The sequence below is a fragment of the Rhizobium sp. 18065 genome, from assembly GCF_902706095.1.
Lineage (GTDB): Bacteria > Pseudomonadota > Alphaproteobacteria > Rhizobiales > Rhizobiaceae > Allorhizobium.
The window spans coordinates 345,729-358,322 of sequence record NZ_CACSJP010000004.1 but is presented as its reverse complement, the minus strand read 5'-3'; the positions used below and the strand labels follow the sequence as shown (position 1 = coordinate 358,322).

The 12,594-nt window shown below is 61.0% G+C and carries 12 protein-coding genes; 5 read left to right on the top strand and 7 right to left on the bottom strand.

Going from position 1 to position 12,594, the window contains the following annotated elements; genetic code table 11:
* Window positions 1-25: 25 nt before the first annotated feature.
* Complete coding sequence (locus GVK95_RS12925) at window positions 26-631, bottom strand: TetR/AcrR family transcriptional regulator (RefSeq protein WP_159950175.1); 606 nt, start codon at window positions 629-631, stop codon at window positions 26-28.
* Window positions 632-826: 195 nt separating this feature from the next.
* Here GVK95_RS12925 and glgX point away from each other — a divergent pair, with 195 nt between their 5' ends.
* The 3 genes from glgX to GVK95_RS12910 all read left to right on the top strand — a co-directional run bounded on the left by glgX (window position 827) and on the right by GVK95_RS12910 (window position 4,429).
* Window positions 827-2,785 carry a glycogen debranching protein GlgX gene (gene glgX, locus GVK95_RS12920; RefSeq protein WP_159950174.1) on the top strand — a complete coding sequence of 653 codons (1,959 nt, stop codon included), beginning with the start codon at window positions 827-829 and terminating at the stop codon, window positions 2,783-2,785.
* Window positions 2,786-2,874: 89 nt separating this feature from the next.
* Window positions 2,875-3,363, top strand: a complete 489-nt coding sequence (locus tag GVK95_RS12915; RefSeq protein WP_159950173.1) for a MaoC family dehydratase — start codon at window positions 2,875-2,877, stop codon at window positions 3,361-3,363.
* A gap of 7 nt (window positions 3,364-3,370) precedes the next feature.
* Window positions 3,371-4,429, top strand: coding sequence for a DUF2332 family protein (locus tag GVK95_RS12910; protein ID WP_159950172.1), 1,059 nt, complete (start codon window positions 3,371-3,373; stop codon window positions 4,427-4,429).
* Between the two features lie 63 nt (window positions 4,430-4,492).
* On the opposite strand, the gene GVK95_RS12905 is transcribed toward GVK95_RS12910, so the two are convergent.
* The 4 genes from GVK95_RS12905 to GVK95_RS12890 are packed head-to-tail and all read right to left on the bottom strand — an operon-like array spanning window position 4,493 to window position 9,622.
* Window positions 4,493-5,047, bottom strand: coding sequence for a sarcosine oxidase subunit gamma (locus tag GVK95_RS12905; RefSeq protein WP_159950171.1), 555 nt, complete (start codon window positions 5,045-5,047; stop codon window positions 4,493-4,495).
* Window positions 5,040-8,033, bottom strand: coding sequence for a sarcosine oxidase subunit alpha (locus GVK95_RS12900; RefSeq protein ID WP_159950170.1), 2,994 nt, complete (start codon window positions 8,031-8,033; stop codon window positions 5,040-5,042). Before GVK95_RS12900 ends, GVK95_RS12905 begins: the two co-directional genes overlap by 8 nt.
* On the bottom strand, window positions 8,030-8,350 hold the full coding sequence (locus GVK95_RS12895; RefSeq protein WP_159950169.1) for a sarcosine oxidase subunit delta: 321 nt from the start codon (window positions 8,348-8,350) through the stop codon (window positions 8,030-8,032). Before GVK95_RS12895 ends, GVK95_RS12900 begins: the two co-directional genes overlap by 4 nt.
* An 18-nt stretch (window positions 8,351-8,368) precedes the next feature.
* Window positions 8,369-9,622: a sarcosine oxidase subunit beta family protein gene (locus tag GVK95_RS12890; RefSeq protein WP_159950168.1), complete on the bottom strand. Its 1,254-nt coding sequence runs from the start codon at window positions 9,620-9,622 to the stop codon at window positions 8,369-8,371.
* A gap of 303 nt (window positions 9,623-9,925) precedes the next feature.
* Between GVK95_RS12890 and rpsU the strand changes: the two genes are divergently transcribed.
* Both rpsU and GVK95_RS12880 read left to right on the top strand, forming a co-directional pair.
* Window positions 9,926-10,177 (top strand): 30S ribosomal protein S21, encoded by a 252-nt coding sequence (gene rpsU / locus GVK95_RS12885; protein ID WP_007597334.1) that lies wholly within the window; start codon window positions 9,926-9,928, stop codon window positions 10,175-10,177.
* 104 nt (window positions 10,178-10,281) lie between these two features.
* The gene (locus GVK95_RS12880; protein WP_200844280.1) at window positions 10,282-11,175 is read left to right on the top strand and encodes a tetratricopeptide repeat protein; all 894 of its coding nucleotides are present in this window, start codon (window positions 10,282-10,284) and stop codon (window positions 11,173-11,175) included.
* A 193-nt stretch (window positions 11,176-11,368) separates the two neighbouring features.
* On the opposite strand, the gene GVK95_RS12875 is transcribed toward GVK95_RS12880, so the two are convergent.
* Entirely contained in the window at window positions 11,369-11,593 is a 225-nt protein-coding gene (locus GVK95_RS12875; RefSeq protein ID WP_007608030.1) for an aa3-type cytochrome c oxidase subunit IV, read from the bottom strand.
* Between the two features lie 140 nt (window positions 11,594-11,733).
* Window positions 11,734-12,483, bottom strand: a complete 750-nt coding sequence (locus GVK95_RS12870; protein WP_159950165.1) for a hypothetical protein — start codon at window positions 12,481-12,483, stop codon at window positions 11,734-11,736.
* Window positions 12,484-12,594: the final 111 nt, after the last annotated feature.

Below are 12,594 nucleotides of genomic sequence, written 5' to 3'. Positions count from 1 at the left end.
CCTCCTCTTCTGATTTTTCCGGGTCTCAAGATGTCGCAGGCAGGATTGTTTCCAGGTATCGACGCAGATGCCGCAAATTCTCACGCGCCGTTTCTGCACCCAGCTTGGCCTTGGCAAAGATGAACGAGCCCTGCAGCACCGCTTGAATGAAATAGCCGACGCTTTCTGCCGTCCAGGCCGCATCCGCAGCGTACCGTGTGCGGGCCAGATCGAGATCAGCAGCCAGCCTTGCAATATGCGACGACATGCCGAGATCGCAGGCTTCGCGGATCGCGGGATGTGACTGATAGGTCTCCTGCACCAAAGTCCCGAGCAGGCAGGTGAATTCCGGCACCTCGAAATCGAGGATCGCCATGCGGAAATCAACATAGCCGAGAATGCGGTCACGCGGATCGCCAAGTGCCTGATACGGCGCCTGCTCGAAGACGTCGGTGGTAAAGCCGTTCCAATGGCCCACCGCGCCGAGGATCAGTTCTTCCTTGCTCTTGAAGTGATGGAAGAAGCTGCCTTTGCTGACGCCGGCCCGCCGGCAGATATCGTCCACAGTCGTCGCCGCATAACCCTGCTCCCGGATCAGACCGAGCGTGGCCTCCAGCAGCTTCATGCGTGACGGGTGGACAATCTCATTCATGGCAGCATCTTCCTCTTGCGATCATTAAACCAACCAGTTGGTATGCTGTCAATGGCGAACTTTCTTCGGTCTCGGCAGATGAAAATGGAACAAAGCAACCGGGAGACGACCGGCAAGCGTTTCGCGCGCTTCAGCAACTGCTAACCTGTCTGCGTGACACAGACAGATTCGCCACCCCAAACCGCGGAAGACGTCATGAGCCAAAATCCTCTCGGAGCAGTCCTGCATCCCGCCGGCACAGATTTTTCCCTCTGGTCGCATCATGCGTCATTGATCGAAGTCTGCCTCTTCGATGCGGAAGGACGCACGGAAACCGCCCGCCTGCCGATGACCCGCGGCGAAGACGATATCCATCGGCTTTTTGTCGGGGGTGCCGGCGAAGGGACCCGATACGGCTTTCGCGCGCATGGCCCCTACGATCCAGCGGAGGGCCATTGGTACGATCCCTCCAAGCTGCTCGTCGATCCCTATGCCAAGGAACTGGACCGGCCCTTCGTCCATGATCCTCGGCTTGCCGAATTCGGCACGGACACCGCCGACCTTGTGCCGAAAGCCATCGTCACCCGCGATGTGCCGGTCAAGGCGATGATGCCGCTCCTGCCGCGCGGCGGCTTCATCTACGAAGTCGCCGTCAAGCCTTTCACCATGCTCCATCCCGACGTGCCGGAGGCGCAGCGCGGCACACTGGCAGCACTCGCCCATCCCTCCGTGATTGCCCATCTGAAGAAGATTGGCGTCGATGCCGTCGAACTGATGCCGATCACCGCATGGCTCGACGAGCGCCACCTGCCGCCGCTGGGCCTGTCCAACAGCTGGGGCTACAATCCCATCGCCCTGATGGCGCTTGATTCCCGCATCGTACCGGGCGGCGTCAAGGAACTGCGCGACACGGTCGACGCCCTGCATCACGAAGGCATCGGCGTCATCCTCGACCTCGTCTTCAACCACACCGGCGAAAGCGACGTGCTTGGCGCAACGCTCTCGATGCGCGGCATCGACAACCGCTCGCTTTACCGCCACCTGCCGAATGATCCGGCAACTTTGGTCAACGACACCGGCTGCGGCAACACGCTCGCCTGCGATCATCCGGTGCTGCGCCGGCTGATCGTCGATTCGCTTCGCCACTTCGTCCTGCAGGGCGGCGTCGATGGCTTCCGCTTCGACCTCGCGCCGATCATCGGCCGCCACTGGGACGGCTTCCACCGCGATGCGCCGACGCTGAAGGCCATGCTGGAGGACGATGTGCTGGAAGACCGCATCATGATCGCCGAGCCCTGGGATATTGGCCCGGGCGGCTACCAGCTTGGCCAGTTCCCGGCGCCTTTCCTCGAATGGAACGACCGCGCTCGCGATGTCTTCCGCCGCTACTGGCGCGGCGACAGCCACCTGACCGGCGATCTGGCAACGGCGCTTGCCGGTTCCGCCGACCGCTTTGCCCATCACGGCGGCAGGGCCACCCGCAGCGTCAACTTCATCGCTGCCCATGACGGCTTCACCCTGCTCGACCTCGTCTCGCACGAACACAAGCACAACGAAGCCAATGGCGAGAACAATCGCGACGGCCACAACGAGAACCATTCGTGGAACAATGGCGTCGAGGGTGACACCTCCGATCGCACAGTGTCGCGCAACCGGAGACAGGATGTCGCCGCCCTGCTTGCCACGCTCTTTGCCAGCCGCGGTACGATCATGCTGACGGCCGGCGACGAATTCGGCCGCACCCAGCGCGGCAACAACAATGCCTATTGCCAGGACAATGCGCTGACCTGGCTGGACTGGCGCAACCGCGACGACGAGCTGTTGGAAACGACAACAAATCTTGCCGCCATGCGCCAACGCTTCACCGCCTTCTCCGACACGCAATTCCTCGATGGCAATGGCGATGTCGAATGGCTTTCGGCAACAGGCGAAGTGATGACCGTTACCGACTGGGAAGATCCGGATCTGCAGGTTTTCGCCATGCTGTTGAAAACGCTGGATCGCCAGACCGGAAAGCCCGCTCGCATCGCCATCTTGTTCAACCGGGCGCATGAGACACGCAATGCCGCCCTTCGTCCCGAAACGGGACGGAAATGGAAGAAGCTGTCCTCCGGTCGCGGTGCCGCGGCAATTCACCTGAAACCGCGATCGGTCGAATTCTGGCTCGAAGCATGATTTATTGCATGGATGTGCAGTCCAGCTATTCCGCATGACATGAACCACCTGTAACCTGTCGGAAAATATCGACAAAAGAGTGAGGTTCCATGCCACGTGAGATTTCCCTGTCCGAAGTTCGGGGGCTGCTTGGAACCGTCGTCGGTGTCTCCGACTGGATCACCGTCGACCAGACCATGATCGACGCCTTTGCCGGCGCGACCAATGACCACCAGTTCATCCATACCGACCCCGTCCGCGCAGCAGCAGAGACGCCTTACGGCGGCACGATTGCCCACGGCTTCCTGACTTTGTCGCTGCTTTCAGCGATGAACTACGACTGCCTGCCGAAAATCCGTGAACAGACCCTCGGCATCAACTACGGCTTCGACAAGGTGCGCTTCATGTCGCCGGTCAAATGCAACAAGCGCATCCGCGGCTCTTTCCTGCTGGCTGGCGCACGCTTTCGCGGCGCCGGCATGCTGATGAACACCTATGACCTGACGGTCGAGATCGAGGAAGAACGCAAGCCGGCGCTAACAGCCAGTTGGATCACCATTTCGCAGTTCGACCCGAAGGATCGTCCGGAAGGGGTGTAAACGGACTATGCCGAACGAACGCGCCGAGACCATTCGCCAGAGTTTCCGCCGCCAGGCCAAGGCCTGCGCCGATCTCGGCTCGCCGTTTACCGCAAGGCTCTGCATGCTCGCAGCCGAACACCTGACCGACGAAACACCGGTCGGCGCAACGGTCCTTGGCTGGTCCGGCAATCCGGATGGCACCCATGATGCGCTCGCTTTGCGGCTCGCCGGTACGCTGCATGCACTCGTCCGCGCCGGACAAGATGCAGCTCTCGCCGCAGTTTATCCACCGCATGCCGCTGATGACGATACGCTTTGGCCGGCCATCGAAGCGGCGTTGCGGCACAACGTGGACTTCATCCTCGAGCGCCTCAAGTCGGCTCCGCAGACCAACGAAGTCCGCCGATCTTCCGCCCTCCTGCCAGGCTTCCTGACGATTGCCCAACTAACAAACAAGCCGTTGCGCCTTTCCGAAATCGGCGCCAGTGCCGGTCTCAACCTACATTGGGATCGTTATGCCTACACGCTTGGCGGCGTCCAATGGGGCGGCCCGTCGCCGGTCATGCTGGAGCCTGAATGGGAAGGCCCCTCGCCGCCGATCGCCCAGATAGAGATCATCGACCGCGCCGGCTGCGACCTGAACCCGCTCGACCCGAAATCGGATGCGGACCGGCTCCGGCTATTCTCCTATATCTGGGCCGACCAGACGGATCGCCTGCAGAGAACGGCGGCAGCCCTTGCCATCGCTGCCGACACCGCGATCAAGGTCGAAAGAGCCGATGCCGTGGACTGGCTGCGGACCCGTCTCTCGCAACCCCATCCCGGCATGACCCACGTCATCTACCACACCATCGCCTGGCAATACCTGCCCGCAGATTTGAAAGCCGAAGGTGAAATCCTGATCGCCGAGGCCGGCGCCCGTGCTACCGCCGATGCACCGCTTGCCCGCCTGCAGCTGGAAGCCGATGGCAAGCCGGACGGTGCAGCCGTCACGCTGACACTCTGGCCGACGGGCGAAACCCGCGAACTCGGCCGGGCGGATTTTCATGGGCGTTGGGTAAAATGGATGGGATGGGAGGCCTAGACGTCCAGCAAAAAAGGCCGGGTCACCCCGGCCTCTTGAAAATCCATCACCAGGTTTCGTCTCTCAAAGCGAGGCGTCTTGCGCCCCTTCGGACAGCATGCCGAAGGCATAGGTGGCAAAGGATCGCCAGCATTCGACCCGGAAGGTCTCTTCTTCGACCCGGTGGAGAATGATCTCGATCTTGCCGAACACAGTACGGGTAACCGCGCCGACCGGGAATGCGGCAAGCGAAAGGTCCAGCGCCGAGCCCGCGTTGATCGCGTCAGCCGATGCCGGGCCCGACACGATGATCGCTGTGTTGCGATGCGACACGTCGGTTGCCGAATGCGCGACACCGGAGGCCGCGCAATCAGCCATCAGGTCGCCGCCCTTTTCGTCGATCAGCAGCCATTCATCCGGGCCGATCCAGAATGCCGTGCGGCCCTTGGCGAAAACGGAAGCTCTCGGCTTGACCGGCAGTTTCAGGCCAAGCGAGGTGGACAGTGCGCCGAGGTCCTCAGTGCGGGCGCGCAGCACGGCGCGGCCGGCCGGCAAGGCCGGTGTCAGCCGCACCTTGGCGCTTCCGCCCTGGTAGCCGGAAAGAACGGTTTTACGTTCGGCAATCACGGGTTCAGCCATGGATCCGGCCTCCTTCCTTGTCTACGAAGACCATGTCGGTCACTTCGACCGCAATGGTCTTGTCCTTCATCGGCACATACAGCGTCTCGCCCATGCGCGCCCGGCCACCGGCCACCATCGCAATGGCAATGGAACGCCCGAGGTTTTCCGACCAGTAGGACGACGTGACGTGGCCCAGCATGGTCATCGGCTTCGGCTGGTTCGGGTCGACGACGATCTGGCCACCTTCTTCCAGAACCTCGTTCGGGTTCTTTGTCATAAGGCCGACCAGCTGCTTGCGGCCTTCCTTGACAAGATCCGGACGCTTCATCCCACGGATACCGACGAAATCGGTCTTTTTCTTCGACACCGCCCAGGACAGGCCGGCATCGTCGGCCGTCAGTGTCCCGTCGGTGTCCTGTCCGACAATGATATAGCCCTTCTCGGCGCGCAACACGTGCATGGTCTCGGTGCCGTAGAGGCAGGCACCGAGAGACTGCGCCCGTTCCCAGATCTGTCGGAACACGTCGGCGCCGAAGTCTGCCGGAACGTTGACTTCGAAGCCAAGTTCACCGGTGAACGACACGCGGAAAAGACGCGTCGGCACGCCGCAGAAGGTGCCCTCGGCCACGCTCATATGCGGGAAGGCTTCGTTGGAGATGTCGATGCCCCCGACAAAAGGCGCGATGATGTCGCGTGCCTTCGGACCCTGCACCGCGATCACCGCCCATTGTTCGGTGGTCGAGGTAAGCCAGACCTTCAGATGCGGGAATTCCGTCTGCAGATAGTCTTCCATGTGGTTGAGCACGCGCGGCGCACCGCCCGTGGTCGTCGTGACATGGAAGCGATCATCGGCGAGACGACCGACGACGCCATCGTCATAGATGAAACCGTCTTCGCGGGTCATGATGCCGTAGCGCGCCTTGCCCGGCTTCAGCGTGTCCCAGGCATTGGTATACATCAGATTGAGGAACTCGGCCGCATCCGGGCCGACCACCTCGATCTTGCCGAGTGTCGAGGCGTTGAACACGCCGGCGACATCGCGCACGGTCTTGCACTCGCGGTTGACGGCCGCATGCATGTCCTCGCCAGCCTTGGGATAATACCAGGCGCGCTTCCAGTTACCGACATCTTCATATTCGGCACCCTGCGACACTTCATAGCCATGCATCGGCGTCTTGCGCGCCGGATCGAACAACTCGTCGCGCGAGTGGTTGATCAGCGTACCGAAGGTGACGGGCGTGTAGGGCGCGCGGAAGGTCGTCAGACCGACTTTTGGGATTTCCTTGCCCAGCACTTCGGCGGCAATCGCCAGACCATGCATGTTCGACAGCTTGCCCTGATCGGACGCCATGCCGTTGGTGGTGAAGCGCTTGATATGCTCGATCGAATGCATGCCTTCGCGCACGGCAAGACGAATGTCCTTGGCGCAGACATCGTGCTGGAAGTCGACGAAGGCCTTGACGGTCGTATCACGACCGGCACCCTCGGCCGCACCGACCATGCCACCGGTCCAGTCATGTTCGTTCGAACCGCTGAGCGATACGGCAACAACCTGCGCAGCACCGGCAGCCTTGGCCATCGCGGCTCCGGCAGCGGTCGCTTCGTCCAGCAGGGCCTGCAGGTCATCGGTGCCGTTGCAGGCGCCGACGCTGACACAATCCTGCACGTAGACATCCGGCAGGAAACGGTCGTTGGCCGCATCGAACTTCAGCTTGCCACGCGACTGCGAGAACAGATGCACCGACGGCGTCCAGCCGGCGGAGATCAGCAGCGCATCGACTTCGATCTTGCGGCTGGAACCGCCACCATTGCGGCGAACGGTGATCGAACGCACGCGCAGACGCCCGGCCGTATCGACAACACCGGAACCGGTGAGCACTTCGATACCCAGAGCACGGGCTTCCGCCAGCACCTTCTCGCCCGGCTTTTCGCGGGCATCGACGATGACCGGGACTGACACGCCGGCCTTTTTCAGGTCGATCGCCGCTTCATAGGCGGAATCATGCGCCGTATAGACACCGACCTTCGAACCGACGGCCACGCCGAAATGGTTGAGATAGGTGCGCCCTGCGGATGCCAGCATGATGCCCGGACGGTCATTGTTGGCAAACACCATGTGACGCTCGATCGCGCCGCTGGCGATGATCACGCGCTTGGCCCGCACCTGCCACAAACGCTCGCGCGGCAGGGCCTTGCCCGGGTTCGAGATATGGTCGGTCACGCGCTCGACCAGAGCGACGTAATTGTGGTTGTGATAACCGAAAGCCGTCGTGCGGGTCAGCACCGTGACATTGGACATGGCATTGAGCTTGGCGACGGTTGCCTGCGCCCACTCATATCCATTCTGGCCTTCGACTGTGGCGCCGAGATCGTAATGGAACGCACCGCCCATTTCCGGTTGTTCGTCGACGATCATCACCCGCACGCCGGTCTTGGCCGCGGCAAGTGCCGCCGCAAGTCCGGCTGCACCGCCGCCTGCAACGAGCACGTCGCAATGGGCATAACGGTTGGCATAGTGATCCGGATCCGCTTCCGTCGGCGCGACACCGAGACCGGCGGCGCGACGGATGAAGGGTTCATAGATCTGGTGCCAGGCTGCCTTCGGCCACATGAATGTCTTGTAGTAGAAGCCGGCAGCAAAGAACGGCGCCAGCAGGTTGTTGACTTCGCTGATGTCGAAAGTCAGCGACGGCCAGCGGTTCTGCGTTTCTGCACGCATGCCGTCGAACACTTCCTGCACCGTGGCGCGCACGTTCGGCTGGCGGCGGGCCGCATCGCGCGAAATGTCGAGCAGCGCATTCGGCTCTTCCGGACCTGCGGTCAGGATGCCGCGCGGGCGGTGATACTTGAATGAGCGGCCGGCCAGATGCATGCCATTGGCGAGCATTGCCGAGGCAACGGTATCGCCCTCATAGGCTGTCAAACTGCGGCCATCGAGCGTGAAGCGGGATGTGCGGGCGGGCGTCAGGCGGCCCTTGCCCGGAATACGGTTGGCGGCGCTCATGCCTTGTCTCCCTTCGGCTCGGCAGAGGCGACGAGCGTTGCCGGATCGGGCATCGGCTCGCCGGCCTTGTAGGTCAGGAGGATCTTGTCGCTGATGGTGTCGCGCGCCGCATTGAAGAAGCGGCCGCAGCCATGGATATGGCGCCAGCGTTCGAAGATCAGACCCTTCGGGTTGTCACGCAGGAAGAAATAGTCCGCAAATTCCTCGTCGGAAATCGCCGAGATACTGGCAGGCCGGGCGATATGGGCTTCGCCAGCGGCGCGAAATTCGAGCTCAGAACGCTCTTCTTCGCAATAGGGGCATTTGATGATCAGCATGGTCGGCGATCCTTGAAATCAGTGAGCGACGGCAGCAGCAGCTGCCTCGTCGATCAGGCGGCCGGTGCGGAAGCGATCGAGCGTCAGGCCCTGGGCCAGACGATGCGGCTCGCCCTTGGCGATCAGATGCGCGAACAGATTGGCCGAACCCGGCGTCGCCTTGAAGCCGCCGGTTCCCCAGCCTGCATTGACGAACAGGTTCTGAACCGGTGTCACGCTCTGGATCGGCGAACGGTCGGCCGTGTTGTCGGTGATCCCGCCCCACTGGCGCATCATCTTGACGCGGCGGAACATCGGGAACAGCTCGCAGATGGCGTCGAGCGTATGCGTGATGATCTGCATGCCGCCGGTCTGGCTATAGGAATTGTACTGGTCGGTACCGGCACCGATGACCAGTTCGCCCTTGTCCGACTGCGAGATATAGGCATGCACCGTGTTGGACATGACCACGCAGGGGAAAATCGGCTTCATCGGCTCGGAGACCAGCGCCTGCAGCGGCGTCGAATGAACCGGCAGGCGAACACCCGCCATGCCCATGACCACCGACGAATGACCGGCCGCCGAAACGCCGACCTTCTTCGCGCCGATAAAGCCGCGTGTCGTATCGACACCGGTGACTTCGCCACCCGGTCCACGGCGGATGCCAGTAACTTCGCAGTTCTGGATGATATGCACGCCGCGATCGGAGGCCGCACGGGCAAAGCCCCAGGCAACCGCATCGTGACGCGCCGTTCCACCGCGACGCTGCAGGGCAGCACCGTTGATCGCATAGCGGGCGGTTTTGGAAATATCGAGAGGCGGACAGAAGGCCTTGGCCTGTTCCGGCGTCAGCCATTCATTGTCGATGCCATAGAGATTATTGGCATTGATGTGCCGCTTGAACGACTGCTGGTCATGCACATTATGCGACAGCATCATCACGCCGCGCGGCGAGTACATGACATTGTAGTTGAGGTCCTGGCTGAGGCCCTCCCAGAGCTTCAGCGAGTGCTCGTAGATGTCCATGCTCTCTTCATAGAGATAGTTGGACCGGATGATAGTGGTGTTTCGGCCGGTATTGCCGCCGCCCAGCCAACCCTTCTCGATCACCGCCACATTGGTGATGCCGTGTTCCTTGGCAAGATAATAGGCAGCACCCAGGCCGTGGCCGCCGGCACCGATGATGATCACGTCGTAGGATTGCCGGGGTTCGGGAGAGGTCCACTGAGCCTCCCATCCCTTGTGGGCACGCATTGCCTCGCGGACAACGGCAAAGACCGAATATTTGCGCATTCGCCTTAAACTCCTGTGGTTCAGGCATCTGGGTAGGACGATAGCTGTCGCAAATCAATATGCGTCATGACGTCCGTTTTGCGACGCATAGAGGCTCAGCTTTCGACACGCCCAGCAATACCCCGTGATGCGCCAAAATATATTGGCCGGAACGCTTGCGCCATATGGACTTCGGTGAAGCGATCTGTTAATTGCCCTCGCTAATCGCCGGGCTCACAGGCCCGCGGAACTCATTGCTTTTTCCGTTGATGGATCGTTCGTCACCGGAATGACAACTCAAAGAACCAAAGGAACGGGATAGACGTGCAGGTACTTGTCCGCGACAACAACGTTGATCAGGCGCTCCGCGCTCTCAAGAAGAAAATGCAGCGCGAAGGCATCTTCCGTGAAATGAAGATGCGCGACTTCTACGAGAAGCCGTCGCAGAAGCGTGCTCGCGAGAAGGCTGAAGCCGTTCGCCGCGTTCGCAAGCTGGCACGCAAGCGCATGCAGCGCGAAGGCCTGATTGCTGCTCCGGCTCGCCCGGCTGCTGCGGCCCGTCCGGCTGCTCGCTAATCGGCCCCGATTTAGACGTTTTCCTGTGAAATGAGGGCGGGGGCGAACAATCGCCGCCGCTCTTTTGATATGTAACTCAACTTAACGCTGCCCGTCAGGTTCGCCTGCGCCCAGCGGCTGGACGACTAGCAATCATGACCGAAACGACCGTCTTTTCGACCGCCCTCACCGCCGACCGTAAGAGACGCTATGTTTCAGCCGCAGCCGTGATTGCACTTCTGTCCCTGGCAGGTTGTGCGACGACCAACGAATCGACCGACGTTATCAAGCTCGACCGCGCCCAGGGGTCCGAGGAAAACATCGCGTCGCTGTCCAGCGTCATCCAGTCCAATCCGCGCGATCCGGAAGGCTACAACGTGCGTGGCTCCGCCTATGGTCGCTCCGGTGACTTCAAGCGCGCCATCGACGATTTCAACACGGCCCTGCAGCTCAACCCGAGCTTCTATCAGGCCTATGCCAACCGCGCCCTCGTCTACCGCAACATGGGCAAGCCGGTCGAAGCCGCAGCTGACTACAATGCAGCGCTGAAGATCAATCCGAATTACGATGTCGCCTATATCGGCCGCGGCAATATCTACCGCCAGGCCGGCCGCGTCGATGAAGCCTTCGGCGATTTCAACCGCGCCATCCAGCTCGACACGACCGATGGCCGCGCCTATCACAATCGCGGCCTGATCTACCAGCTGCGTGGCGACCACGCCAAGGCGATCGACGACTTCTCCAAGGCCATATCGATGTCGCCCCGCGCACCTGAGCCGTACAATGGCCGAGGCGTTTCCTATGTCGCGCAGAACAACGACGAAAACGCTTTCGCGGACTTCAACCTGGCGATCGAGCTGAACAACAAGCTGGCCGAGAGCTGGGCCAACCAAGCGCTGATCTATGAGCGTCGCGGCGACAAGGCCCGTGCGGCAAAGTCCTATTCGCACGCGCTGCAGCTCGATCCGAAATACGATCCTGCCAAGCAGGGCCTTGCCCGCACGCGCGTCGCCAGCTGATCAAGCGATCATACTGTGTTGCAAAAGCGGTGAGCATCCCTCACCGCTTTTTTTGTGGCAGTCGGGTGCCTCGATCAACATATTCGCCAGACAATTCGGAGCGCCATACACAAAAAAACCGCCGATCATCGGCTCGTTTGAGCCATGACCAGCGGTTCTGGTATCGTCAAATGGCGGAAGCCGCCGATTGGCCTTAGCGCATCAGCACGACGCCGGCCGCGCTCAATGCGATCCAGGCCAGGAAGCCGCCGATCAGGCCGGCACTTGTGAAGAAGCCGATGCCCATCGCAATCATCAGGGCAACCAGAATGATCGTGCCGAACTTTGTCGCGGCTAGAAATGCTTCGTAGGTCTTCTCGTGCTCGGCATAGTTCATCGGAGCGCCGGTTTCGACCGGACCGGAATGATGTTCGCTCATGCTCTGTCTCCCAATCTAAAGGCTTTGCCGGCGGGTGCGGTCAGGTGCCTCGATGCGCACCCGTCCGATTCCGGCCAATTCAGTCTTTCATCGAATACACAAAGGCATCGTCGAGTGCAATCTGCACACAGTCACCTTGCTTAATAATCAAGACCGGCAACCGCCCCGCTGATCTTGCCGGTCGCCACAAGACGCGCCGATGGCAAGATCGTCAACGGTGCCGGCATCTCCCGCTGCACACCGCGACCGAACATCAACCGGCGCTCGTGTACGCCCGAATCGAAAAACGGATACCGCCTGAGCAACTTGTCGCCGGTCCTGTGCGTGTTCGTCGCCATCAGGGTCAGCTCCAGTCCGTAGATCTCCGTCATCCGCCGCTCGACGACGGTCTCGGCATAGAAGACCCGCTTGTAGAAAGCCGCATGCGCAGGCCGCACATGCTGCAAGACAAGGTTTGCCTTGAAATAGGCGGCCGCAACGATGCTCGGCCGAAGCGTCAGATAGGGCAGCACCGGCAACTCGGCGGCCACATCGGGATCGACGGCGAACCGAGCCGGGTCGATCAGCGTCAGGCCCGCGTCGAGATAGGCTTCCATGATCTCCGGGAAGACCCCGGCAGATTGCGACAAACGCTGCAGAGGCGTGACATGGTGCAGCCGGATCGTGCTGACAAGTTCCTCGAAATAATAGACGCCGAAGACATAGGCGTGGTCATCGAAATCGGCATCATCGATCATGCTCGGAGCGGCCACAGGCAGGACATTCGCAGCCTTGTAGGCCTTGTAGCGCAGCTGCTCGATCGCCGCCATGTCCTCGCTGCTTTCGATTCGCCGGTACTCGATATGGTCGAGATACCGCATGAGCTTCTCGGGGAAGCCTTCCAACTCCATGGCAACGATCCAACTATGGTTAACAGTTGGTTAATGGCTAGCATGGAGAAAATTATGCCGCTCCCCCAAGAATTAATAGATTAATAAAATTCAAATAGTTAAGCTTAATAG